This window comes from Cupriavidus sp. CP313 (assembly GCF_054072015.1).
Genome location: NZ_JBSVZB010000004.1, coordinates 48,676 through 72,525, shown reverse-complemented (window position 1 = coordinate 72,525; position 23,850 = coordinate 48,676). Strand labels below are relative to the sequence as shown.

At 67.2% G+C, this 23,850-nt stretch carries 17 protein-coding genes and 2 tRNA genes; 7 read left to right on the top strand and 12 right to left on the bottom strand.

Going from position 1 to position 23,850, the window contains the following annotated elements:
* Positions 1–154: 154 nt before the first annotated feature.
* Positions 155–709, bottom strand: coding sequence for a MarR family transcriptional regulator (locus tag ACW4E8_RS06925; protein ID WP_456803841.1), 555 nt, complete (start codon positions 707–709; stop codon positions 155–157).
* A gap of 394 nt (positions 710–1,103) precedes the next feature.
* Between ACW4E8_RS06925 and ACW4E8_RS06920 the strand changes: the two genes are divergently transcribed.
* Complete coding sequence (locus tag ACW4E8_RS06920) at positions 1,104–2,621, top strand: acetyl-CoA hydrolase/transferase family protein (protein ID WP_456803840.1); 1,518 nt, start codon at positions 1,104–1,106, stop codon at positions 2,619–2,621.
* Positions 2,622–2,702: 81 nt separating this feature from the next.
* Here the strand turns inward: ACW4E8_RS06920 and ACW4E8_RS06915 are convergent, their stop codons facing one another.
* The 3 genes from ACW4E8_RS06915 to ACW4E8_RS06905 form a co-directional block, all read right to left on the bottom strand.
* Complete coding sequence (locus ACW4E8_RS06915; RefSeq protein ID WP_456803839.1) at positions 2,703–3,062, bottom strand: hypothetical protein; 360 nt, start codon at positions 3,060–3,062, stop codon at positions 2,703–2,705.
* A 319-nt stretch (positions 3,063–3,381) separates the two neighbouring features.
* The gene (locus ACW4E8_RS06910) at positions 3,382–4,362 is read right to left on the bottom strand and encodes a tripartite tricarboxylate transporter substrate binding protein BugE (RefSeq protein ID WP_456803838.1); all 981 of its coding nucleotides are present in this window, start codon (positions 4,360–4,362) and stop codon (positions 3,382–3,384) included.
* 339 nt (positions 4,363–4,701) lie between these two features.
* Positions 4,702–4,777: transfer RNA gene (locus ACW4E8_RS06905), tRNA-Lys, on the bottom strand.
* Positions 4,778–4,924: 147 nt separating this feature from the next.
* On the opposite strand from ACW4E8_RS06905, the gene ACW4E8_RS06900 reads away from it, so the two are divergent.
* Together ACW4E8_RS06900 and ACW4E8_RS06895 are read left to right on the top strand one after the other, a co-directional pair.
* Complete coding sequence (locus ACW4E8_RS06900) at positions 4,925–5,833, top strand: LysR substrate-binding domain-containing protein (protein ID WP_456803837.1); 909 nt, start codon at positions 4,925–4,927, stop codon at positions 5,831–5,833.
* A gap of 137 nt (positions 5,834–5,970) precedes the next feature.
* On the top strand, positions 5,971–7,359 hold the full coding sequence (locus ACW4E8_RS06895) for an 8-oxoguanine deaminase (RefSeq protein WP_456803836.1): 1,389 nt from the start codon (positions 5,971–5,973) through the stop codon (positions 7,357–7,359).
* Between the two features lie 109 nt (positions 7,360–7,468).
* Here the strand turns inward: ACW4E8_RS06895 and ACW4E8_RS06890 are convergent.
* A tRNA-Lys gene (locus ACW4E8_RS06890) sits at positions 7,469–7,544 on the bottom strand.
* Between the two features lie 226 nt (positions 7,545–7,770).
* Here ACW4E8_RS06890 and ACW4E8_RS06885 point away from each other — a divergent pair.
* The gene (locus ACW4E8_RS06885; protein WP_010813081.1) at positions 7,771–8,034 is read left to right on the top strand and encodes a DUF1488 family protein; all 264 of its coding nucleotides are present in this window, start codon (positions 7,771–7,773) and stop codon (positions 8,032–8,034) included.
* Between the two features lie 219 nt (positions 8,035–8,253).
* Here ACW4E8_RS06885 and ACW4E8_RS06880 read toward each other — a convergent pair whose 3' ends face one another.
* The 5 genes from ACW4E8_RS06880 to folD all read right to left on the bottom strand — a co-directional run bounded on the left by ACW4E8_RS06880 (position 8,254) and on the right by folD (position 14,535).
* Positions 8,254–10,044, bottom strand: a complete 1,791-nt coding sequence (locus ACW4E8_RS06880) for a SulP family inorganic anion transporter (protein ID WP_456803835.1) — start codon at positions 10,042–10,044, stop codon at positions 8,254–8,256.
* 19 nt (positions 10,045–10,063) lie between these two features.
* Positions 10,064–10,582 (bottom strand): homoprotocatechuate degradation operon regulator HpaR, encoded by a 519-nt coding sequence (gene hpaR / locus ACW4E8_RS06875; RefSeq protein ID WP_456803834.1) that lies wholly within the window; start codon positions 10,580–10,582, stop codon positions 10,064–10,066.
* Between the two features lie 86 nt (positions 10,583–10,668).
* Positions 10,669–11,499, bottom strand: coding sequence for an exodeoxyribonuclease III (xth, locus tag ACW4E8_RS06870; RefSeq protein WP_456803833.1), 831 nt, complete (start codon positions 11,497–11,499; stop codon positions 10,669–10,671).
* A complete protein-coding gene (locus ACW4E8_RS06865) occupies positions 11,496–13,580 on the bottom strand; it encodes a M3 family metallopeptidase (RefSeq protein WP_456803832.1) in 2,085 nt (694 codons plus the stop codon). Before ACW4E8_RS06865 ends, xth begins: the two co-directional genes overlap by 4 nt.
* Before the next feature lie 103 nt (positions 13,581–13,683).
* Entirely contained in the window at positions 13,684–14,535 is an 852-nt protein-coding gene (folD, locus tag ACW4E8_RS06860; RefSeq protein ID WP_456803831.1) for a bifunctional methylenetetrahydrofolate dehydrogenase/methenyltetrahydrofolate cyclohydrolase FolD, read from the bottom strand.
* Positions 14,536–14,695: 160 nt separating this feature from the next.
* Between folD and ACW4E8_RS06855 the strand changes: the two genes are divergently transcribed.
* Positions 14,696–15,376: a hypothetical protein gene (locus ACW4E8_RS06855; protein ID WP_456803830.1), complete on the top strand. Its 681-nt coding sequence runs from the start codon at positions 14,696–14,698 to the stop codon at positions 15,374–15,376.
* A gap of 102 nt (positions 15,377–15,478) precedes the next feature.
* Here ACW4E8_RS06855 and ACW4E8_RS06850 read toward each other — a convergent pair whose 3' ends face one another.
* Together ACW4E8_RS06850 and ACW4E8_RS06845 are read right to left on the bottom strand one after the other, a co-directional pair.
* Entirely contained in the window at positions 15,479–16,111 is a 633-nt protein-coding gene (locus ACW4E8_RS06850; protein ID WP_010813074.1) for a response regulator transcription factor, read from the bottom strand.
* Positions 16,112–16,281: 170 nt separating this feature from the next.
* The gene (locus ACW4E8_RS06845; RefSeq protein WP_456803829.1) at positions 16,282–18,867 is read right to left on the bottom strand and encodes a PAS domain S-box protein; all 2,586 of its coding nucleotides are present in this window, start codon (positions 18,865–18,867) and stop codon (positions 16,282–16,284) included.
* Between the two features lie 423 nt (positions 18,868–19,290).
* Between ACW4E8_RS06845 and aceE the strand changes: the two genes are divergently transcribed.
* Both aceE and aceF read left to right on the top strand, forming a co-directional pair.
* Positions 19,291–21,978, top strand: a complete 2,688-nt coding sequence (aceE, locus tag ACW4E8_RS06840) for a pyruvate dehydrogenase (acetyl-transferring), homodimeric type (RefSeq protein ID WP_456803828.1) — start codon at positions 19,291–19,293, stop codon at positions 21,976–21,978.
* Between the two features lie 167 nt (positions 21,979–22,145).
* Complete coding sequence (aceF, locus tag ACW4E8_RS06835) at positions 22,146–23,801, top strand: dihydrolipoyllysine-residue acetyltransferase (RefSeq protein WP_456803827.1); 1,656 nt, start codon at positions 22,146–22,148, stop codon at positions 23,799–23,801.
* Positions 23,802–23,850 lie beyond the last annotated feature (49 nt).

Sequence of the window (23,850 nt, the reverse complement as noted above, 5' to 3'; positions counted from 1 at the left end):
TGTCGATGGGCGGCCCGCGGCATGTGCCGGGGCATGCTCATACTTTAGGAAAAAACCGCATACCCGGCGCAAGAAAAGTGGCGGGGATGAGAATGGTGCGTGAAGAAAAGTGGATGGCTCCCGCTGCTGGCCGCGGGACCGGCTTGCGCGGCGCTCAGAGGCGCGTGGCGGCGAGGGTGGGGCAGGAGGTGGGGCGGTGCGCGACCGGCGGCAGGCCGGGGCAATGCGAGGGCGTAGCGGCTTTTTCCTGCCGGTCGGCTTCGGTGCCCGCGCGAACCTGGCGCGTGGTGTGGTCGCTCAGCGTGGTCTTCATCCGCTCCAGCAGGGTGCCCAGCGCAGCACGCTCTTGCGAACTGAACGCCGCCACTGACACGCTGTGCAGCGCGCTGAGGGCCTGCGCGGTGCGCTGCAGCCGGTTGGCTGCGCCTTCTGCAATGCGGGGCGCCTGGGTGCCGGCGTACTCGATCCAGCCGTCGCGCCGCAGTTCATCCAGCATCGTCTCGGAACGCGCGACATCGATCGGCATCGGGCCCGGCAAGGGCGAGCCGCGCTCGAAGGCATCCTGGCGGATGGCCCGCAGCAGCAGCCACTGGGCGTAGTTCAGGCCAGAGGCGCACAGCGTCTGTTCCAACGCACTTTGCCAGGCGGTTACGGCATCAACCAGGGCAAGGACAACCGGCTCGCTGGGTTCAAGGGGTCTTGGCTGCATGAATGGCGTCTCCTGTTTTGGTTTGCCGCCACTGCGATGCGCTGGCATCCGTCGCACGGGTACCAGGGGCCGGAGCATGGCCGGCCCGGGCGGCACGGACGCCGCAGCCTCTCTGGCGGGGCACGGTCGACCGATGGGGCAGACACTACCAGAATCCTTTGCCGGGATTGTGACAGGACGGAAATGCCCTGTGGCGCCACAGGGACATCGTGGCCCGCACGCCTCCCGGCATGACTTTAGCTATGAATATAGCGACTGGAGTCCATGACTTTAAATCACAGCCGGAATGTATGCGGCTGGCTACACTGCCTGCCGGAGACCCCGCCGACGAGCCTTCAGGCCAGCAGGGGCGCGCGGCGCGGGCACGGGCCTGGCCGCCAGACCGGAGATAAGGATGTACAAGGAACGCATTCGCCTGGCCAGGCTGCACGACAAGGTAGTCTCGGCCGACGAAGCCGCCGCGCTGATCCGCGACGGCATGACGGTAGGCATGAGCGGCTTCACGCGTGCGGGCGACTGCAAGGAAGTCCCGTTTGCGCTGGCGCGGCGGGCGGCAACCGAGCCGCTGCGCATCACCCTGATGACCGGCGCCTCGCTGGGCAACGATATCGACCGGGTACTGGCAGAGGCCGACGTGATTGCGCGCCGCCTGCCGTTCCAGTCCGACGCCGCGCTGCGCCGCAAGATCAACGCCGGCGAAGTGATGTTCATCGACCAGCACCTGTCCGAGACCGTGGAACAACTGCGCTCCGGCCAGATCGCACCGGTGGACGTTGCGGTGGTGGAAGCGGTGGCGATCACCGAGCAGGGCGGCATCATCCCCAGCACCTCGGTCGGCAACTCGGCCAGCTTCGCCATGCTGGCGCGCAAGGTGATCGTCGAGATCAACCTGAACATGCCGCCGGAGCTGGAAGGGCTGCACGATATCTACTTCCCGGTGCAGCGCCCGTACCGCCAGCCGATCCCGCTGATCGCGCCCGAGCAGCGCATTGGCCTGCCGTATATCCCCATCGATCCCGAGAAGATCGCGGCCATCGTCATCACCGCCAAGGACGACAGCCCGTCCAACGCGCTGCCGCCGGATGCCGATACGCGCAATATCGCCGGCCATCTCAACGATTTCCTGCTGCGCGAAGTCCGCGCCGGCAGGCTCTCGCCCTCGCTGCAGCCGCTGCAGGCGGGCATAGGCACCATCGCCAACGCGGTGTTGCACGGCATGGTCGATTCACCGTTCCGCGACCTGCAGATGTATTCCGAGGTGCTGCAGGACAGCACCATCGAACTTCTGGATGCGGGGCGCCTGGCGTTTGCCTCGGCCTCTTCGGTGACGCTGACGCGCGAGGTGTACCAGCGCTTCCTGTCGAACCTGGACCGCTATCGCTCGCGCCTGGTGCTGCGTCCGCAGGAGATCAGCAACCATCCGGAGATCCTGCGCCGGCTCGGGCTGATCACCATCAATACGGCGCTGGAGTGCGACATCTACGGCAACGTCAACTCCACGCATGTGGGGGGCACGCACATGATGAACGGCATCGGCGGTTCCGGGGATTTTGCGCGCAATGCGCACCTGTCGGTATTCGTGACCAAGTCGGTGGCCAAGGGCGGCGATATCTCCAGCATCGTGCCGATGGTGGCGCACGTGGACCATACCGAGCACGACGTCGACATCATCGTCACCGAGCACGGCCTGGCCGACCTGCGCGGCCTGGCGCCGCGCGAACGCGCGCGCACGGTCATCGCCAACTGTGCCGACCCGCAATACCGCGAGCTGCTGGGCGACTACTTCCGGCGCGCCAGCACCCATGGCGGCCAGACCCCGCACCTGCTGGAAGAGGCGCTGTCCTGGCATGTCGGCTTCCGCGACCGCGGCACCATGCGGCCCGCGCAGCCGGCCCAGGCGATGGCAGCCTGAGCGCGGTCTCCGCCAGAACGCAAAACAGCCCGCGCAAGCGGGCTGTTTGCCTTGGTGCCGCCGGTTGGCGGCGGGGCTGGCTTACTGCGCCTTGCTGCCCTGGCTGGCAGGCGCCTTGGCGCCGTCGGTGTACGGATCAGCCTTGCCGGCCTTGGCGCCGTCAGTGTACGGATCGAACTTGCCGGACTTGGCGCCATCCGTGTTCGGGTCGAACTTCTTGCCCGAGTTGGTCAGGTCCGACTTGGTCGATTGCTTGGCGCCATCGGTGTACGGGTCGAACTTGCCGGACTTGGCGGGGTTCTGGTTCGGGCTGGCCTTTTTGGTGTGGCTGCCACCGTAGAGATCGCCACCTTCGGTGTAGTTCTTCTGCGCATAGACCTGCGTCGCGCCCAGCGCGGCCAGTGCTGCAACGATCAGGGTCGAAACGGTCTTCTTCAGCATCTTGCTTATCCTCGCGATTGACGGTCGCGCAGCGCCTGCGCGAATCCGGTTTTGGGGCCGAGCTTGGCCGGTGACGGCCGGGCACATGTGGCGGAACACCCGGTTAATGTACCGAGTCAGCGCTTGTCCGCAAAGTGAAAGTTTCTTCTACAAGTATTGAACACCCATTGCGTTGCCTGCGTCCTGCGTCGGATCAAATGCAACGATCCTGGCATAGATGTGGGTGGCCCATGGCCCATTTTCAACCGCCAGCCATAAAAAAACCGGCTGCCAGGTGGCAGCCGGTCATGACCCCTCGCGGGACGGTTTCGCCGTCCGCTTATTCCAGTGTGATGTTCTGGTCGCGTGCGATCTTCTTGCGCAGGTCCAGCTCGCGCTTGATCTGGGCGGCGTACTGCGCCGGGGTGTTGCCGTCGGTGTAGGCACCGCTGTCGGCCAGGCGGCGCTTGACGTTCGGGTCCTGCAGCGCCTTGACCGCGGCATCGTGCACGCGCGTGATGATTGCCGCCGGCGTGCCGGCCGGGGCCACCAGGCCGTACCAGGCCATGTTGTTCATGTCCTTCATGCCGGCTTCGGCAAAGGTCGGCACGTCAGGCAGGCCCTCGACCCGCTTGGGCGCCGCCACTGCCAGCGCGCGCAGCTTGCCGGCCTGGATATGCGGCATCGACGACGGCAGGTTGTCGAACTGCGCGTTGACCTGGCCGGCCAGCGTGTCGTTCAGCGCAGGGCCCGATCCGCGGTAGGGGATATGGACCATGTCGGTCTTGGTGATGTCCTTGAACAGCTCGCCGTCGAGGTGCGAGATGCTGCCCTTGCCGGCCGAGGCGTAGCTGTACTTGCCGGGGTTGGCCTGCAGCATCGCGACGAATTCCTTCAGGGTCTTGGCCGGCACCTTCGGGTTGACCGTCAGCACGTTCGGCACGTTGACCAGGTTGGTGATCGGCGCGAAGTCCTTGAGCGGGTCGTACGGGTTCTTGGGGTTGGTGGCGGGGTTGGTCGCCATCGTGCTGACGGTGGCGATGCCCAGCGTGTAGCCGTCCGGGGCGGACTTGGCGAGCGCGTCGGCGCCGATCGCGCCGCCGCCGCCGCCGCGGTTTTCCACCACCACCGGCTGGCCCAGTTCGCGGCCGAGGCCGTCTGAGACCGCGCGCGCAACGATGTCGGTGGTGCCGCCGGCCGCGAACGGAACGATCAGGCGGATCGGCTTGTTGGGGTAGGACTGGGCCTGGGCCAGGCCGGCGTGGGCCAGGCCAAGGGCGGCGATGCAGGCGGCTGCGCCGGCGTTGATAACTGCTTTCAAGGAGTGCCTCCGTTCTTCTTTCACTGATTCGCCAGGCGGGCTGCAGGCGTTTCTTCGGACGCGACCATTCGTCTGCGCCCCGCGCTGTCACGGATCCCCGCGCTGGCATGACCAGGCCGTGCCGGGATGCGGCGACGGCCGGCACCTTGCGATAGTTCCGCGATACGGAACTATGTTCCACAATGTGCGCGGAAGCGATTCAACCGGGAAAGCGGGCGCAGGGGAATTGGTGAGAACCCGCGTATCAAGAAACTGGCAGCCATGCCGAGCGCGCGCAGAAGCAGGGCGGCGGAAATGAAAAAAGCCGGAAGCAAGGCTTCCGGCTTTTCCTGAATTCGCTGGTGGGGCGTGAGTGACTCGAACACTCGACCTACGGATTAAGAGTCCGCTGCTCTACCAACTGAGCTAACGCCCCAACGAAGAAAAAGATTGTAGCAAGGTATCGGATAAGGCGCAATAGCCTTCGCGCAATTTTTGCGAGCCAACCTGCACTGGCCGCTACAATGCCAGGCCACCGCGCGCATCCCGCGCGGTGGTTCCGATCCACCAGCTTGCCCAGCCCATGCACGCCAGAGTCCTACGCTATCTCGACGAGGTCGTCCGCCGCGGTTCGATCCGCAAGGCGGCCGAGCACCTGCATGTGGCGCCGACCGCGGTCAACCGCCAGATCCTGGACCTGGAGGCGGAACTGGGCGCGCCGCTGTTCGAGCGCATCAACAAGCGGCTGCGGCTGACGCCGCTGGGCGAGATGGTGCTGGCCCACGTGCGCCAGACGCTGCGCGAGCACGACGCGCTGCGCGAGCGCATCGAGGACTTCAAGGGCGCGCGCCGCGGCGAGGTCACCGTGGCGGTCACGGCCGGCCTGGCGGGCTCGCTGATGCCGTCGCTGGTGCATGACTTCCGCCAGCGCTATCCGGGCATCGTGGTGCGCGTCGCCGACCTGCCGGTTGCCGACATCATCGCGGCGGTGGAGCAGGGCGACGCCGACCTGGGCCTTGGCTATGACCTGCCTGAGCTGCCCGCCTTCCGGGCGCTGGCCACCAGCGACTGGCAGATCGGCGCGGTGGTGCCGCCGGGCCATGCGCTGGCGGCCCGGCAATCGGCGCTGCTGAGTGAGTGCGTCGGCTATCCGCTGATCCTGCCGGCGCCCTCCCTGTCGATCCGCGCCATCCTTGACGCGGCCTTTGCCCGCAATGCGATCGAGGTCTCGCCGGTGGCGGAGTCCACCTCAACCGCCCTGATCCGGCAACTGGTGATGCTCGGCACCGGCATCGCGCTGCTGAACCCGCTCGATGTGATGGAAGAGCGCGCCCGCCAGGCGCTGGTCTATGTGCCGCTGCGTGACCGCCACCTGCAGGGCCAGACCCTGACGCTGGTGGCGCGGGCCCGCGGCCCGCTCAGCGCCGCCGCCGGGCTGATGGCCGAGCGCATCGGCGACGCCCTGGCCGTATTGTTCGCGCAGGCGCGCTGATTGAGAGGTTGCTACGGATGGGTGTCCACTTTTTGTGGACAGGATGATCGGAATTCTGCGCTTGGGAGTTGGCACCTCGCCGCCGTAGACTGGCGGCCATCCAGTCCCCCAATTCGTTTTGCAGAAGGAATTCCGCCATGACCCTGATTGCCCTGAACGCCGACGTACTGGTCACCATGGACGCGCAGCGCCGCGAGATCCGCGACGGCGCCCTGGTTGCCGAAGGCCCCGCCGTGCAGTGGGTCGGCCCCACCTCGGAGCTGCCGCCGCAGTACCGGCGCATGGTCGACGACGGCAGCGCGCAGGTGCTCGACATGCGCGGCCGCGTGGTCACGCCCGGCCTTGTCAACACCCACCACCACATGTACCAGAGCCTGACGCGCGCGGTGCCAGCGGCGCAGGACGCCGAGCTGTTCTCGTGGCTGACCAATCTGTACATGCTGTGGTCGCACCTGACGCCGGAAATGATCGCGGTGTCGACCAAGACCGCGATGGCCGAGCTGATGCTGTCCGGGTGCACCACCACCAGCGACCACCTCTACCTGTTCCCGAACGGCTCGCGCCTGGATGACTCGATTGCCGCGGCGCAGGAGATGGGCATGCGCTTCCACGCCGCGCGCGGCTCGATGAGCGTGGGCCGCAGCAAGGGCGGCCTGCCGCCGGACGTGGTGGTGGAAGAGGAAGCCGCCATCCTGCGCGACAGCCAGCGGCTGGTGGAGCAGTACCACGACAGTGCGCGCCACGCGATGCTGCGCGTGGTGCTGGCACCGTGCTCGCCGTTTTCGGTGTCGCGCGACCTGATGCGCGAGTCGGCCAATATGGCGCGGCACTATGGCGTGTCGCTGCACACGCACCTGGCCGAGAACGACAACGACATTGCCTACTCGCGTGAGAAATTCGGCCTGACGCCGGCCCAGTATGCCGAGGACCTGGGCTGGGTCGGCCACGATGTGTGGCATGCGCACTGCGTCAAGCTGGACGACGAGGGCATCGCACTGTTTGCCCGCACCGGGACCGGCGTGGCGCATTGCCCGTGCTCGAACATGCGGCTGGCGTCCGGCATTGCGCCGGTGCGTGCCATGCGCGATGCGGGCGTGCCGGTGGGCCTGGGCGTGGACGGCAGCGCGTCGAACGACGGCGCGCATATGCTGGGCGAGGCGCGCCAGGCCATGCTGCTGCAGCGCGTTGGCTATGGGCCGGCCGCCATGAGCGCGCGCGAGGCGCTGGAGATTGCCACGCTGGGTGGCGCGCGCGTGCTCAACCGCGACGATATCGGCGCGCTGGCGCCGGGCATGTCGGCGGATTTTGTCGCCTTCGATATGTCGGAAGTCGGCTTTGCCGGCGCCGGCCATGACCCGGTGGCGGCGCTGGTGTTCTGCACGCCGGCCAATGTCGCGGCGAGCGTGATCAACGGCAGGGAAGTGGTGCGCGACGGTGCACTGCTGACGGCCGACCTGCCCAACGTGCTGCTGCGCCATCGCGCGCTGGCGCGTACGCTGTTCGAGCGGGCCAGCCAGGGCGCCTGATGCACGGACCGCTGTGGCGTGGGCATGTGCCGCAGCGGATAAGCCAATGAAGCAAGCGCACAAAGCAAAAGGCCGGAAGCATTGCTGCTTCCGGCCTTTCTGTATTCGGTGGTGGGGCGTGAGTGACTCGAACACTCGACCTACGGATTAAGAGTCCGCTGCTCTACCAACTGAGCTAACGCCCCAACGAAGAACGAGATTCTAGCATGATTTCCGGCGCTGTCAAATGTTTGATGCACTTGCCGGAACAACCCCCGTCGTTGTGACCGGGAGCCACACATGCAAGCGGATGGAACTCAAAGACGGCCGTGATGGTCTTCGCAATGAGCGCATTCGCATGGGCTCTATCCATACGATTTTGCCGGAGCCATGTTAGGATGTTTCTCCACTTGCATATGGAGGGCTGCACCGATGGAAATCAAATTCCAAGAGCAAGAGCGCTACGACATCAATAATGAAGGCTTGCTGTTCCAGGCACTTGTCAATGGCGAGAAGGTGACTTGCGTGGTGACACGCGAAGCACTGTGGGAAGGCTTCAGTGCCGACCAGGTACTGTCGCTGGAAGAGGCATTCCGTGCCGGTCGCGAAACCATCGAACGCGCCGCCGTGGTGCTGATCGAGCAGGGCGCGCCCCAGCCAATCGTCGTCAAGCGCGCCCACGTGGCGCCGATCTGATGCGGATGGATGCCCCGGCCAGGCCCCGGCATGCCGCGGGCGCCCATCTGTTGTCAGGTTCCCAGACGTAGGGCCGTCCGGCCTTGCGTGCCAAGCCGGCAACGCCGGCACAGGCAGTCTCCCGGTTTTCCCGTTTCAGTTTCTTAGTTTTCTGCAGCCGTATTGTTGCTGAACGCTGGTGCGCGGCCGCCGCTTATGCCGACGCGCCGGCGCTTCAGTTCATTGTGCTGCCGGGGCCGCGGCGCCAGGCCGTGACGCGCACTCTTCAAAGATCCGCACGGTGCATTGCGCGCAGATGTCCGGCGAGAGCTGGTCGACGATCGTGTGCAGCGCCTGCCGCTTGGTCGGGAAGATATGGTCGGCCCCGAGCTTGTCGGTAAAGCCGGTCTGCGCCCAGGTCTGCAGCACCTGCGTGCGCGGGCGGTGGAAGTACAGATCGCCGCCCAGCGCGCGCCGTTCGGCGAGCTCGTTTTCCCACATCTCGGCACCGGCCAGGTCGATGAAGTTCATGCTCTTGGTCATCGCCAGCAGGTGCGTCTGGCCGGCGTTGACCGTGCGCAGCCAGTGCAGGCGATCCGTCACGTACTGCACGGCGCCGAAGTAGATCGCGCCCTCCATGCGCAGCAGCTTCAGCTGCGGGCATTCCGGCTGCGGGCGGCGCAGCTCGTCCAGCGGCGTGAAGCGCCGGCCGGGATCGTCGGCGTCGGGCACCAGGCTGCGCACGGCCGGCCGCGACGTGCGGTACAGGTAGGCCACCAGCGACAGCACGGTGCCGAGCAGCACCGCCATTTCCAGCCGGATCACCAGCGTGGCCGCGAAGGTGCCGATGGCGATCGCGAATTCCGTGCGGCTGAGCGTGAAGATGCGGCGCAGCCGCGCGGTGTCGAGCAGGCCCCACGCCACCAGCAGCAGCATCGCGGCGATCGCCGCCATCGGGATCTGTGCCAGCAGCGGGGCGCTGACGGCCACCAGCGCCACCAGCCACAGCGCCGAGAACACGCTGGCCAGCGGCGTGCGCGCGCCGGCTTCGAAGTTCGGCACCGAGCGGTTGAGCGAGCCGCACGAGATATAGCCTGAGAAGAAGCCGCCCGCGATATTGGACAGGCCCTGGCCGATGAACTCGCGGTTGGCGTCGATATGCTGGCCGGAGCGCAGCGCCACCGCCTTGGCGATCGAGATCGACTGGCCCAGCGCGACGATGGTCAGCGCCGAGGCGATGCCCAGCAGGTCGGGCAGCTTGCGCCAGTCCATATCGGGGAGGTGGAAGCGCGGCAGCGCCGACGGGATCGGCCCGACCACGTTGACATGGTGGGCGCCGCCCGCGCCGGACTGGTTCAGCAGCAGCGCCACGCCGTAACCGGCCAGCAGGCCCAGCAGCATGAACGGCAGCCGCCGCCACAGCCGCTTGCACAGCAGCGTCACCACCAGCGTGACAGCGCCTACGGTGGCCGCGCCCCAGTTGATGGTGTCGATGTTCTCGAGCAGGTGGCGCAGCACGCCGAACGCACTGGTGCCGGTCGGCACCGCCAGCCCGAACAGGTCCTTGAGCGCATACAGGCCGATCAGCGTCGCGGCGCCGCAGGTGAAGCCGAGCAGCACCGACGGTGAAATAAAGTTGGCCAGCGTGCCAAGCCGCAACGTGCCCACGGCGAGCTGGATCACGCCCACCACGATGGTGACGGCCAGCGCCAGCCCGATATAGGCCGGGCTGCCGGCAAACGCAAGCGGGCTCAGCATCGCGAACAATGCCAGCGAATTGGCGTTGGTCGGCCCCGACATCACATGCCAGCTCGAACCGAACAGCGCCGCCACGATGCACGGCACCACCGCGCTGTAGATGCCGTATTGCGGCGGCAGGCCGGCCAGCGTGGCGAAGGCCACGCCCTGCGGCAGCACCAGCACGGCGCCAAGCAGGCCGGCCACCAGGTCGGCGCGCAGCGTGGTCTTGTCGACGCGCTGGCTCCATGGGAACAGGCGCGGCAGGAGTGATCCGGGATGGGACGCGGGCATCGGCAATGAAGGGGCAGGCTCAGCCGGCCTCGCCGCCGCGCCCAGGCGGTGGCGAGGCAACGGATTCGGGCCGGGTGGATTCGGGCAGGTTCGGCTGCGGCGCCAGGCCGGCCAGCATGGCGTCGAGCGCGCGGTAGACCTCGGTCAGCCGCTCGGGGCCGAGCCGCTGCGCCAGCTCCTGGTAGCGTGCATCGACCAGCGGCTCCATTTGCACGATGATGGCGCGCGCCGACGGCGTCAGGCTGACCAGCTGGCGGCGCTGGTCGGTGGCAGAGCGGGTCCGTTCGACCAGCCCGGCGTCTTCCATGCCGCCCAGCATGCGGGTCAGGCTGGGGCTCAGGATCAGGCAGGCTTCGGCCAGCTGGTTCGGCTCCATCGGCTCGCGCTCGTTGAGCGTGCGCATCACGCGCCATTGCTGCTCGGTGATGCCGAACTGCCGCAGGATCGGGCGAAAGCCGGCCAGCAATGTCTCGCGCGCTTGCAGCAGCAGGTGAGGAAGGTTGCGGTGGCGGAACATGGCCTGGCGGGTGTGGCTCATGCCCGCAGTGTAGCGGGCGCGGCGCCGCGCGGCGAGCGGGGCTTGTCCGGACTTGCCTGAACCTGCGCGCGGCGCCAGCGGCGCGTTCAGCCGCAGCTGAGTGTGGCGACCACCGGCGTGTGGTCCGACGGCTGCTCCCATGTGCGCGGCACGCGGTCGATCACGCAGGCGCTGCAGCCGCTGGTCAATGCCGGCGACAGCAGGATGTGGTCGATGCGCAGGCCCGCATTGCGGCGGAATGCCATCATGCGGTAGTCCCACCACGAGAAGGCCTTCTCGGGCTGCTCGAACTGGCGGAACGCATCCGCCAGGCCGAGTTCCACCAGCGCGGCAAATGCGGCGCGCTCCTGTGGCGAGACCAGGTTCTGGCCTTCCCATTTCTTGGGGTCGTGCACGTCGCGGTCTTCCGGCGCGATATTGAAGTCGCCCAGCAGCGCCAGCTTCGGGTAGCGCTTCATCTCTTCGCGCAGCCAGGCCGTCATCGCATCCAGCCACTTGAGCTTGTAGACGAACTTGTCCGAGTCCAGCGCCTGTCCGTTGGGAAAGTAGGCGCAGACCAGCCGCACGTCGCCGTAAGTGGCCGCGATCACGCGCTGCTGCGCGTCCTCGAAGCCGGGGATGTTGCGCACCACGTCGGCGGGGCCGGGCATGCTGGCGTCGCGGGCGAGGATGGCCACGCCGTTGTACGTCTTCTGCCCGGTGTAGACGCTGTGGAAGCCCGCGTTCTCCAGCTCGGCCAGCGGGTACTTGTCGTCCGGCAGCTTCAGTTCCTGCAGGCACAGCGCGTCGACCGGCGCGCCGGCCTGGTCCTGCTCGGCCAGCCATTGCAGCACCTGCGGCAGGCGCACCTTGAGCGAATTGACGTTCCAGCTGGCGATGCGAAGCAGGCCGCTGGCGGGCAGGGCGGCCGCGCTCATGCTGCCATCCCGCCGTGGCGCAGCAGCGCGTCGATCTGCGGCGCGCGGCCGCGGAATGCGACAAACGAGTCCATCGCCGGACGGCTGCCGCCCACCGACAGGATCTCGCGCTGGTAGCGCGCACCGGTCTCGCTGTCGAGCACGCTGCCCGACAACTGCGCGGCTTCTTCGAACGCCGCGTACACGTCGGCCGACAGCACCTCGGCCCACTTGTAGCTGTAGTAGCCCGCCGCATAGCCGCCGGCGAAGATATGGCTGAAGGTGTTCGGCCAGCGCGACAGCGGATGCTGCGGCACCACGTGCACGCGGTCGTTGATCTGGCGCGACAGGTCCAGCACCGAGGTGGCGCCGGCCGGGTCGAAGTCGGTGTGCAGGTCCATGTCGAACGACGAGAACACGATCTGCCGCAGCGTCATCATGCCGTTCTGGAAGTTCTTGGCGGCCAGCATGCGGTCGAACAGCGCGCGCGGCAGCGGCGCGCCGGTGTCGACGTGCTGCGTCATGCCGGTCAGCACCTCGTACTCCCAGCAGAAGTTCTCCATGAACTGCGACGGCAGCTCCACCGCATCCCATTCCACGCCGTTGATGCCCGACACGCCCAGCTCGCCCACCTGCGTCAGCATGTGGTGCAGGCCGTGGCCGAACTCATGGAACAGGGTGATCACTTCATCGTGCGTGAACAGCGCGGGCTTGCCGCCCACCGGCGCCGAAAAGTTGCAGGTCAGGTAGGCCACCGGCGTCTGCACGCCGCCTTGCTCCAGCACCTTGCGGCCGCGCGCGTCGTCCATCCAGGCGCCGCCGCGCTTGCCTTCGCGCGCGTACAGGTCGATGTAGAACTGGGCCAGCAGCGTGCCGTCGGCGGTGGTGACGCGGAAGAAGCGTGCGTCCGTGTGCCAGGTCTGCGCCTGCTCGGGCTCGATGCGCACCGCGAACAGCTTCTGCACCACGCCGAACAGGCCCTCGAGCACCTTCGCTTCCGGGAAGTACTGCTTGACCTCGTGCTCGGAGAACGCATAGCGCTGCTGGCGCAGCTTCTCCGAGGCATAGGCGACATCCCACGGCGCCAGTTCAGGCAGCCCCAGCTCTGCGGCGGCAAAGGCCTTCATTTCGGCCCAGTCCTGCTCGGCGTAGGGGCGCGCCTTGACGGCGAGCTCGTCGAGGAACTTCAGCACCTCGGCCGGCGATTCGGCCATCTTCGGCACCAGCGAGACTTCGCCGTAGCACTGGTAGCCCAGCATCTGCGCCTCTTCGCGGCGCAGGGCCAGCTGCTCGCGCATATTGGCGGTGTTGTCCCAGTCGGCCTGGCCCTGGCCATGCTGCGGACCCAGTTCCGAGGCGCGCGTGACATTGGCTTCGTACAGGGTCTGGCGCAGCGCGCGGTCGTCCGCGTACTGCAGCACCGGGAAGTAGGACGGGAAGTGCAGCGTGAATTTCCAGCCGGCCTTGCCATCCTTCTCGGCGGCATGGCGGGCGGCTTCCTTGGCGTCGTCGGGCAGGCCGGACAGGCGGGCCTCGTCCTCGACATGCAGCGCGTAGGCGTTGGTGGCATCCAGCACGTGGTCGGAGAAGGCCTTGGACAGCTGGGCCTGCTGCTCCTGGATCTCTGCGAAGCGCGGCTTCTTGTCTTCAGGCAGCTCGGCACCGCCCAGGCGGAAGCCGCGCAGTTCGTTTTCGATCAACTGGTGGCGCGCCGCGCTCATGCCGGCGAACTCTGGGCTGGCGGCCAGCGCCTTGTACTTGTCGTACAGCGCCAGGCTCTGGCCGAGCGAGGACCAGAACTCGGTCATGCGCGGCAGGTTCTCGGCGTGCGCGCGGCGCAGTTCGGGCGTATCGGCCACGGCGCTCAGGTGGCTGACTACGCCCCAGGCGCGGCCCAGCGGCTCGGTGGCCGCTTCCAGCGCCTGCACGGCGTTGGCCCAGTCGGCGGGCGTGGCCGGATCTTCGGCGCGGTCGACGGCCTGCTGTGCGCGTTCCAGCAGCACGTCCAGCGCCGGGCTGATGTGCTCGGGCCGGATCTCGGCAAAGCGGGGCAGGTCGGAAAAGTCCAGCAGAGGATTGGTAGCGTTGGCGGCTTGGTCCATGGCGTGTTCTCGGTTGGCTGGCCTCGATCGGGCAATATTCCCGCAGATGGGGCCGGGGCGCCGGATTTTCCAGAGCCCCGGGTGGCGTATCGTACGCGCGGCCTCAGCCGGCGGCGCGCTCGGCGGCTTCCAGCGTATTGACCAGCAGCATGGTGATGGTCATCGGCCCGACGCCGCCCGGCACCGGCGTGATGTAGCCGGCGACTTCACGCACGCCGGCAAAGTCGACGTCGCCGCAGAGCTTGCCGTTGTCGTCGCGGTTCATGCCCACGTCGATCACCACCGCGCCCGGCTTGACCATGTCGGCGGTGATCAGGTTGCGCTTGCCGACCGCGGCCACCACCACATCCGCGTCGCGGGTGTGGGCGCCGATGTCGCGCGTCTTGCTGTTGCAGATGGTGACGGTGGCGCCGGCCTGCAGCAGCAGCATCGCCATCGGCTTGCCGACGATATTGGAGGCGCCCACCACCACGGCGCGGGCGCCGCGCAGCGGGAACTGGATCGATTCCAGCATCTTCATGCTGCCGTAGGGCGTGCAGGGGCGGAACAGCGGGGCGCCGGTCATCAGCGCGCCGGCATTGGCCACGTGGAAGCCGTCGACATCCTTTTCCGGGGCGATGGCTTCAAGCACCTTGTGGCTGTCGATATGCTTGGGCAGGGGCAGCTGCACCAGGATGCCGTGGATGTTCGGGTCCTGGTTCAGTGCGTCGATGCGGGCCAGCAGTTCCGCCTCCGACAGGTCGGCCGGGTAGCGGTCGAGCGAGGAATGAAAGCCGTTGTCCTGGCAGGCCTTGACCTTGTTGCGTACGTATACCTGGCTGGCCGGGTCTTCGCCGACCAGGATCACGGCCAGGCCGGGCCGGTGACCACGCTCGGTCAGGCGGGCGGCGCGCAGGGCGGCTTCGGAGCGGATTTGTTTGGCAAGGGCGTTGCCGTCGATCAGTTGGGCAGGCATGGAGGCAGGGCGGGTTCGTGGCCGGGAGGTGGAGGCGCCACCGCGCGCCGGAGCGCGGGTTGGGCTAAAGGCGGAATTATAAGGGTTGCGTGGGGCTTGCCGCACGGAGCTTGACCGGGTGCAAGGGCCGGGCGGGGGCAGCGCTGGTAGCATCGGCCGCATGCACACCGCGCTGCCGTCCCTGCTGTCCCACCCGTTGCTGCTGTTGCTGTCCCTGGCGGGGCTGCTGTGGGCGCTGACGCGCCGGCCCTGGCAGCTGTTGCGGCGCAATGCGCTGCAGAACGCCTGGCTGGGTGCGATGGTGCTGGTGGCGCTGCTGTGGACGTTGCGAGCCACGCTGGTCGGCGGGCTGGTGATCCAGTTGCTCGGCGCCACGCTGATGGTGACGCTGTTCGGGCTGCCGCTGGCGCTGCTGTCGCTGTTCGTGGTGGACGTGGTGTCGCTGTTCGGGCTCGAATACCTGGCCGGGCATGGCTGGGCCCAGTTTGACTGGCCCTCGCTGTGGGTGCGCTACGTCTGGCTGGCGCTGCTGCCGGCGCTGATCTCCGCCGCGCTGCAGGCAATGATGCGGCGCCTGCTGCCGCGCCATCCGTTCGTCTTTATCCTGGGGCACGGCTATTTCACGGCCGGGCTGGCCGCGTTGGGCGCCAGCGCGGCGGAGGCCGGCTGGCGCCACCTGATGGCGCCGGGCCTGCCATGGAGCGTTGCCGATACCCTGACGGCAGCCGTCATCCTGGCCTTTGGCGAGGCTTTCCTGACCGGCATGCTGGTGGCGATCTTTGTGGTCTATCGACCACAATGGGTCGTCACGTTCCGGGGCGAGGAATACCTGGACCGCTGACGGGACTGAGGGGATGCAGAGGCGGCGCCGGACGGCGCGCGGAGAGGGCAACCGGTGCGGCCGCGGGCCGCACCGGGTCAGGCAGAGGCAGGCGCCGGCCGCTCAGCTGTTGCGCGACAGCGCCAGGCGCAGCAGGTCGGCGACGGTGTTGACGTTGAGCTTTTCCATGATGTTGGCGCGGTGCGCCTCCACGGTCTTGATGGAAATACCCAGGTCGTCGGCGATCTGCTTGTTCAGGCGGCCGGCCACGATGCGCTCCAGCACCTGCTGCTCGCGCGTGGTCAGCTTGCCCAGCAGGTCCTTGGCGGCGCGCTGCTCGCGTGCGGCGGAATGGTCGGTGCGGGCCTTGGTCAGCATGCGCTCGACCAGTGCGCGCAGCTCGGACTCATCGAAGGGCTTTTCGATGAAGTCGATGGCGCCGCGCTTCATCGTCGACACCGCCATCGGCACGTCGCCGTGGCCGGTGATAAAGACGATGGGAATGTCGATCTGCTCGGCCAGCATGCGCTCCTGCAGTTCCGGGCCGCTCATGCCGGGCATGCGCACGTCGAGGATCAGGCACGACACCTGGCTGGCATCGTAGGCGGCGAGGAACTGCTCGGCGCTGGTGAAGCTGCGCACCTGATAGCCATTGCCCTCCAGCAGCCAGGTCAGCGAGTCGCGCATGGCTTCATCGTCGTCGACGATGAACACGGTCTCGCCGCGGTGGGGCGTGGGGTTTGGCGTTGCGGTCATGTAGTCTCCTCGGGACAACAATTCATTGCTGCGAAGTGTAACCGGCAGCGGCCCTCTGTGGCGAGACAGGCCCCCCACATCCGTGGGGGAAACGGGGCGGGCCGGCCATTTTTGGAATTCTTGGGTATGCCCGGGCGCGAAGGCCCCGGCAACAGGGCCTGTGGTTCGGCTTAATGCTCGGCCAGTGCCGATTGCAGCGGCAGCATGATTTTAAATGTACATCCGATGCCGTCGGCATTGTTCTCCACCCACAGGCGGCCCTGGTGCGACTCGATGATCGAGCGGCAGATGTTCAGCCCCATGCCCATGCCGTCGGACTTGGTGCTGAAGAAGGGCTCGAACAGGCGCTCCTTGGTGGCTTCGTCCACGCCCGGGCCCTGGTCGATCACGTCGATATGGACGTTGTCGCCGATCTCGCCCGGCTCCACCCGCGCGTGCAGGCGCACCACGCCGCCGGCATGCAGCGCCGGCAGGCCGGCCATGGCTTCCACGGCGTTCTTGAGCAGGTTCACCAGCACCTGCTCGATCAGCACCGGGTCGACATAGACCGTCAGCGGCGGGGTCGGCAGGCGGGTCAGGATGGTGACGCGGCGGCGCGTGGCCTCCAGGTCGGCCAGGCCCACCGCGTCGGCGACGATGTCGTGCAGCGCGGCCTCGCGCCGCTGCGGCTGGCTGCGCTTCACGAAACCGCGGATGCGGCTGATGATGGTGCCCGCGCGCACCGCCTGGGCCGAGGTCTTTTCCAGCACCGGGATCAGGTCCTCGGGCGTGCTGCGGCCCGAGTGCAGCCGTGCCACCGCGCCCATGCAGTAGTTGTTGATGGCCGCCAGCGGCTGGTTCAGCTCATGCGCCAGCGACGAGGCCATCTCGCCCATGGTGGTCAGGCGGCTGGTGAACTGCAGGCGCTCTTCATGCTGGCGCGCCATTTCCTCGGCGGCCTTGCGCGCGGTGATGTCGGTGGCGATCTGCATCTGCGCCAGGTGGCCGTCGACCCACTGGATATAGCGGCGGCGCACTTCGAACCACTTCTGCATGTCCGGCACGAACACCTCGCGCGCGTCGGACGCATATGGCATCAGCTCGGACGCGGGCAGCCCGGCGTAGGCGTCGACGTAGTCGGTGTTGTCGCTGGAGACCTGGTCCTTGTCGAGTTCGTCGCCGGCCAGCTTCAGGTGGCCCTCGGCCTCCCAGCCGAACAGCTGGCGGTAATAGCGGTTGGCAAAGAGCAGCTCCGCCTTGTCGGTGGCCAGCACCGACACCGCGGCGTCCAGGCTTTCCAGCACCGTGGTGAAGCGGTCGTGCGCCGCGGCCAGTTCCTCGCGCGCGCGCTTGGGCTCGGTGATGTCCGTCATCGAGCTCATCCAGCCGGTATGGCGGCCGCGGCTGTCCACCAGCGGCGACACGTACATGCGCGCGTAGAAGCTGCTGCCGTCGCGGCGCATCACGCGCATCTCATAGCCGCCGGCGGGCGACTTGCCCTGCAGGGTCAGGTCGATCTGCTTCTGCATCTCCTGCTGGTCGTTGGGCGGCCAGTAGGGGAAGGGCGGCAGGCGCCCGACCAGGTCGTTCTCCTGCCAGCCGGTCATGCGGCAGAAGGCCGGGTTGACATAGGTGATGCGGCCGTTCAGGTCGAGCGCGCGCAGGCCGATCAGCATCGAGTTTTCCATCGCGCGCCGGAACGAGGTCTCGGCCAGCAGCGCGCGCTGCGCCTCGGAGCGGCGGCTGGTGTGGCGCCACATGCTCCACAGGCTCCACAGCAGGAAACACGACAGCCCCACCACCAGCCACAGCAGCATGTTGTTGGGCAGGTTCGACGCCGACGGGTAGGCATCGGCGCGCAGCGACAGCGAGTGGCCCGGCGGATCCAGCAGCACCTCATACGACAGCGCATTGCCCGGCACCGGCCGCAATGAGGTGCTGGCGCGGGTCTGGTTGTTCTTGTCGATCAGCGAGAAGCGGTAGCGCTCGGTCAGCTCGGGTGGCAGCAGGTGCGTCAGGATGCCGTTGATCGAGTACAGCGCGCCGAGCGTGCCGAGGAACTCGTTGTCGCGCACGATCGGCACTTCCATCAGCATGAAGCTGTCGCCGCGCTCGTTGACCAGCGGGCGCGAATAGACCACGCGCTGGGTCTCGCGCGCGGCGTCGAAGGTGTCGAGCACTTCCGGTTCGAGCGGCTGGTCCTGGTTCTCGCGCAGGCGGCTGGCGAATTCCGAGGTCGATGGCAGCGACCAGCGGCCGCGCTTGGTGGCATCGAGCCAGTTGATGAAGACGATCTCGGGGTTTTCGCGCAGGATTTCCTGCGCCGCGGTGCGGTAGGCGCCTTGCTCAAGCTGCGCGGCGGCGATGTCGCGCGCCAGCGAGGCCAGCTGGTCCTGGTTGCTCAGCAGCGACAGGCGCACGCGCTGCTGCGCCCAGGCGGCGTCGCGGTACAGGGCGTCGCGCTGCTGCTGGCGCTCGGTTTCGTGCAGGGACCACAGGATCACGCCCATGGCCACCGTGAACAGTACGATGGCAACCAGCGGGATAAACATGAACCAGCTGGTGGCCACCAGGTTGCGCCAGCGCAGCCACCACAGCCCGCGCGGTGCGGCCACGGGGGCGCCGTCGTCGGGGCCCAGCGCCTCGATCGGCCCCAGTCCGGCCGCCGGCGAAGGGGCGTGCGCGGGATCGCCTCCGGCCGCCTTGACTGACCCCGACGCGTCGGGAGGAAGCATGGCTGCACGCAGGCTGGAAAGGAGTCGGTCGAAAAACGGCATGGGAGGGATTGACGGCTGACCGACCAGTGTACCGAGATTATTGCGGTGCGTCGCTTGGGGAAAGCGCCAATGAAAACATTGCTGCTGCGGCCGGTGCGGGCAGGCTTATGGCACATGGCGGGCCGGCCGGGCGGTGATTCTTGGTGCGCTGCCGCATAATTCCACATTATAAAAAACGATACCGCAATTTGAAAATTTCGCTTGTGTTGGACTTTGGGCTTTCATAGAATCGGTTCGACCCAAGAATGCGGGCGGCAGCCATGCGCCTGCCGCGCGGAGAAACCGGAACAGGTTTCCCGGCGGTGGCCCCGATGCAAGGCGGCATGGCGCCGGATCCGCAAGTCGGTGCGAGTCATACGTAAAGTCGTGTCCGGGCGCTGCCAGCGCGGGCGCGGATGCAAAGAATTCACCCAGGAGACAGTCATGTCCGCCGTACCAGAGCAGATTCTCGGCGCCTCGAGCGCCAACGACGCCGATCCCCAGGAAACCCATGAATGGCTCGACGCCCTGCAGGGCGTCCTGGCCGCCGAAGGTCCGGCGCGCGCCGCTTTCCTGATCGACAAGCAGATCGAATACGCACGCGTGAACGGCGTCACCCAGCCGTTCCACGCCGAAACGCAGTACATCAACACGATTCCGGTCGAGCAGCAGGCCCGCATCCCCGGCGACCAGGACATCGAGCACCGCATCCGCTCGTACACCCGCTGGAACGCCATGGCGATGGTGCTGCGCGCCAACAAGCACACCAACGTCGGCGGCCACATCTCGTCGTTTGCCTCGGCGGCCACGCTGTATGACGTCGGCTACAACCACTTCTGGCGCGCCCCGTCGGAAGCCAGCGGCGGCGACCTGGTCTTCGTGCAGGGCCACTCGGCTCCGGGCGTGTATTCGCGCGCCTTCCTGCTCGGCCGCCTGACCCAGGACCAGCTCGACAACTTCCGCCAGGAAGTGGACGGCAAGGGCATTTCGTCCTACCCGCACCCGTGGCTGATGCCGGACTTCTGGCAGTTCCCGACGGTGTCGATGGGCCTGGGCCCGATCATGGCCATCTACCAGGCCCGCTTCATGAAGTACCTGGACAGCCGCGGCCTGGCCAAGGCCGGCGACCGCAAGGTCTGGGCCTTCCTGGGCGACGGCGAGACCGATGAGCCGGAATCGCTGGGCGCGATCGGCATGGCCGGCCGCGAGAAGCTCGACAACCTGGTCTTCGTCATCAACTGCAACCTGCAGCGCCTGGACGGTCCGGTGCGCGGCAACGGCAAGATCATCCAGGAACTGGAATCCGAGTTCCGCGGTGCCGGCTGGAACGTGATCAAGGTGGTGTGGGGCAGCAAGTGGGATTCCCTGCTGGCGCGCGACACCAAGGGCCTGCTGATGAAGCGCATGATGGAATGCGTCGACGGCGAGTACCAGACCATGAAGGCCAAGGACGGCGCCTACGTCCGCGAGCACTTCTTCAACACGCCTGAACTGAAGGCGATGGTGGCCGACTGGTCCGACGACGACATCTGGCGCCTGAACCGCGGCGGCCACGATCCGCACAAGATCTATGCCGCCTACAAGGCCGCCAGCGAGCACAAGGGCCAGCCCACGCTGATCCTGGCCAAGACCATCAAGGGCTATGGCATGAGCGAAGCCGGCCAGGCCATGAACGTGGCCCACCAGCAGAAGAAGATGCCGGTGGACGCGATCCGCAAGTTCCGCGACCAGTTCAGCATCCCGGTTGCCGACGACAAGCTGGAAGAGGTGCCGTACATCACCTTCGAGGAAGGCTCGAAGGAACTGGAATACATGCGCCAGGCGCGCATGAACCTGGGCGGCTACCTGCCGGCCCGCCGCCAGAAGGCCGAGGCGCTGCCGGTGCCGCAACTGGCTGCGTTCGACGCCCTGCTCAAGGCCACCGGCGAAGGCCGCGAAGTGTCCACCACCATGGCCTTCGTGCGGATCCTGAACACCCTGCTGAAAGACAAGCAGATCGGCAAGCACGTGGTGCCCATCGTCCCGGACGAGTCGCGCACCTTCGGCATGGAAGGCCTGTTCCGCCAGATCGGCATCTGGAACCAGGAAGGCCAGAAGTACGTGCCGGAAGACCATGACCAGTTGATGTTCTACAAGGAATCGCAGACTGGCCAGGTGCTGCAGGAAGGCATCAACGAAGCCGGCGCCATGTGCGACTGGATCGCCGCCGCCACGTCGTACTCGACGCACGGCGTGCAGATGATCCCGTTCTACATCTACTACTCGATGTTCGGCATCCAGCGTATCGGCGACCTGTGCTGGGCCGCTGCCGACATGCGCTCGCGCGGCTTCCTGCTGGGCGGCACCGCTGGCCGCACCACGCTGAACGGCGAAGGCCTGCAGCATGAAGATGGCCACTCGCACGTGTTCCACGCCGCCATCCCGAACTGCATCTCGTATGACCCGACCTTCCAGTACGAGTTGGCGGTGGTCATGCAGGACGGCCTGCGCCGCATGTACGCCGAGCAGGAAGATGTCTACTACTACCTGACGGTGATGAACGAGAACTACGAGCATCCGGAAATGCCGGCTGGCGTAGAGCAGGACATCGTCAAGGGCATGTACCAGTTCCGCAAGGGCGTCGAGAACAGCAACGCGCCGCGCGTGCAGCTGCTGGGCTCGGGCACGATCTTCCGCGAAGTGATCGCCGCTGCTGACCTCCTCAAGAAGGACTGGGGCGTGGAGTCGGACCTGTGGGGCTGCCCGAGCTTCACCGAACTGGCCCGCGAAGGCCACGACGTCGAGCGCTTCAACCTGCTGCACCCGACCGAGACCCCGCGCGAATCGCACGTGGCCAAGAGCCTGAAGTCGGCCCGCGGCCCGGTGATCGCCTCCACCGACTACGTGCGCGCCTTTGCCGAGCAGATCCGTCCGTTCGTGCAGCGCCGCTACGTGGTGCTGGGCACCGACGGCTTCGGCCGCTCGGATACGCGCGAGAAGCTGCGCCACTTCTTTGAAGTGGACCGCTACTGGGTCACGCTGGCCGCGCTCAAGGCGCTGGCCGACGAGGGTGCGATCGGCCGCGACAAGGTCGCCGAGGCCATCAAGAAGTACAACCTCGACCCGAACAAGCCCAACCCGATGTCGGTCTGATCCGGCAGCCAGCACCAACCCCCGCAGTACGGCAACGCCGTGCCGCGGGCGCCCCGGGCAGAGCCCGGACGGCGCCTTGCGGCATGGCGGCGTGACAGAAGCGGGCGGCGAAGGTAATCTCGCCGCTTGCGGACGTCGCGCGTGCCGGCCTGCCCAGGAGACACTGAATGAGTCAAGCGATTGAAATCAAGGTGCCGGATATCGGCGACTATGACGCCGTTCCCGTCATTGAAGTGCATGTGAAACCCGGCGACAGCATCGACGCGGAAGACGCGCTGGTGACGCTGGAGTCGGACAAGGCCACCATGGACGTGCCCTCGCCGCAGGGCGGCGTGGTCAAGGAAGTCAGGATCAAGGTTGGCGACAACGTTGCCGAAGGCTCGGTGCTGGTGATGCTGGAGCCGGCCGGGCAGGCCGCTGCTGCGCCCGCGCCCGCAGCCGCACCGGCGCCTGCCGCCGCTGCCCCGGCCCCGGCACCCGCCGCAGCCCCTGCGCCGGCCCCGGCCGCAGCGCCGGCTGGCGGTGGCGGCATCATCGAGGTGAAGGTGCCTGATATCGGCGACTACGACGCCGTGCCGGTCATCGAAGTCCACGTCAAGGCGGGCGACACCATCAACGCCGAAGACGCCGTGGTGACGCTGGAGTCCGACAAGGCCACCATGGACGTGCCGTCGCCGCAAGGCGGCGTGGTCAAGGAAGTCAAGGTCAAGGTCGGCGACAACGTCGCCCAGGGCACGCTGCTGCTGATCCTGGAAGGCGCGGCCGCTGCGGCCGCCCCCGCCGCCGCTGCGGCCGCGGCTCCGGCTCCGGCTGTCAGCGCGCCCGCACCGGCCCCCGCAGCCGCCCCGGCTCCGGCCGCAGCGCCTGCTGCCGCGCCGGCCGCCGCTGGCGCAACCGGCAAGGCCGCCCACGCCAGCCCCTCGGTGCGCAAGTTCGCACGCGAGCTGGGCGTGGAGGTGTCGCGCGTGCCGGGCACCGGCCCCAAGGGCCGTATCACCCAGGAAGACGTGCAGAGCTACGTCAAGGGCGTGATGAGCGGCCAGGCCGCCGCGCCCGCGCAGGCCGCCGCGGCTGGCGCCGGTGGTGGCGAGCTCGGCCTGCTGCCGTGGCCGAAGGTCGATTTCACCCGCTTCGGCGAGGTCGAAAGCAAGGCCCTGTCGCGCATCAAGAAGATCTCGGGCGCCAACCTGCACCGCAACTGGGTCATGATCCCGCACGTCACCAACCATGACGAAGCGGACATCACCGAACTGGAAGCCTTCCGCGTCCAGCTGAACAAGGAAAACGAGAAGGCCGGCATCAAGGTGACGATGCTCGCGTTCATGATCAAGGCCACGGTGGCGGCGCTGAAGAAGTTCCCGAACTTCAATGCCTCGCTGGACGGTGACAACCTGGTGCTGAAGAAGTACTTCAACATCGGTTTCGCCGCCGACACCCCGAACGGCCTGGTCGTGCCGGTGATCAAGGACGCAGACAAGAAGGGCGTGCTGGAGATCAGCCAGGAGATGAACGATCTGGCCAAGCTGGCACGCGACGGCAAGCTCAAGCCGGACCAGATGCAGGGCGGCTGCTTCTCGATCTCGTCGCTGGGCGGCATTGGCGGCACGTACTTCACGCCGATCATCAATGCGCCGGAAGTGGCCATCATGGGCGTGTGCAAGTCGTACCAGAAGCCCGTGTGGGACGGCAAGCAGTTCCTGCCGCGCCTGACGCTGCCGCTGTCGCTGTCGTGGGACCACCGCGTCATCGACGGTGCCGAGGCCGCGCGCTTCAACACGTACTTCGGGCAACTGCTGGCGGATTTCCGCCGGATCCTGCTGTAAGCGGGGTTGCGCCGGGCGGGCAGGGCGACGGCCTGGCCTGCCTGGCGCA

Bases quoted from the DNA above. Each gene is read 5' to 3' on its own strand.
- hpaR (WP_456803834.1), bottom strand. From the start codon at position 10,582: ATGAGCCACACCCGCCAGGCCATGTTCCGCCACCGCAACCTTCCTCAC.
- xth (WP_456803833.1), bottom strand. From the start codon at position 11,499: ATGAGCGCGGCCGCCCTGCCCGCCAGCGGCCTGCTTCGCATCGCCAGC.
- ACW4E8_RS06855 (WP_456803830.1), top strand. From the start codon at position 14,696: ATGCACACCGCGCTGCCGTCCCTGCTGTCCCACCCGTTGCTGCTGTTG.
- ACW4E8_RS06850 (WP_010813074.1), bottom strand. From the start codon at position 16,111: ATGACCGCAACGCCAAACCCCACGCCCCACCGCGGCGAGACCGTGTTC.
- ACW4E8_RS06920 (WP_456803840.1), top strand. From the start codon at position 1,104: ATGTACAAGGAACGCATTCGCCTGGCCAGGCTGCACGACAAGGTAGTC.
- ACW4E8_RS06880 (WP_456803835.1), bottom strand. From the start codon at position 10,044: ATGCCCGCGTCCCATCCCGGATCACTCCTGCCGCGCCTGTTCCCATGG.
- ACW4E8_RS06865 (WP_456803832.1), bottom strand. From the start codon at position 13,580: ATGGACCAAGCCGCCAACGCTACCAATCCTCTGCTGGACTTTTCCGAC.
- ACW4E8_RS06845 (WP_456803829.1), bottom strand. From the start codon at position 18,867: ATGCCGTTTTTCGACCGACTCCTTTCCAGCCTGCGTGCAGCCATGCTT.
- aceF (WP_456803827.1), top strand. From the start codon at position 22,146: ATGAGTCAAGCGATTGAAATCAAGGTGCCGGATATCGGCGACTATGAC.
- aceE (WP_456803828.1), top strand. From the start codon at position 19,291: ATGTCCGCCGTACCAGAGCAGATTCTCGGCGCCTCGAGCGCCAACGAC.
- ACW4E8_RS06885 (WP_010813081.1), top strand. From the start codon at position 7,771: ATGGAAATCAAATTCCAAGAGCAAGAGCGCTACGACATCAATAATGAA.
- ACW4E8_RS06915 (WP_456803839.1), bottom strand. From the start codon at position 3,062: ATGCTGAAGAAGACCGTTTCGACCCTGATCGTTGCAGCACTGGCCGCG.
- ACW4E8_RS06900 (WP_456803837.1), top strand. From the start codon at position 4,925: ATGCACGCCAGAGTCCTACGCTATCTCGACGAGGTCGTCCGCCGCGGT.
- ACW4E8_RS06925 (WP_456803841.1), bottom strand. From the start codon at position 709: ATGCAGCCAAGACCCCTTGAACCCAGCGAGCCGGTTGTCCTTGCCCTG.
- ACW4E8_RS06895 (WP_456803836.1), top strand. From the start codon at position 5,971: ATGACCCTGATTGCCCTGAACGCCGACGTACTGGTCACCATGGACGCG.
- folD (WP_456803831.1), bottom strand. From the start codon at position 14,535: ATGCCTGCCCAACTGATCGACGGCAACGCCCTTGCCAAACAAATCCGC.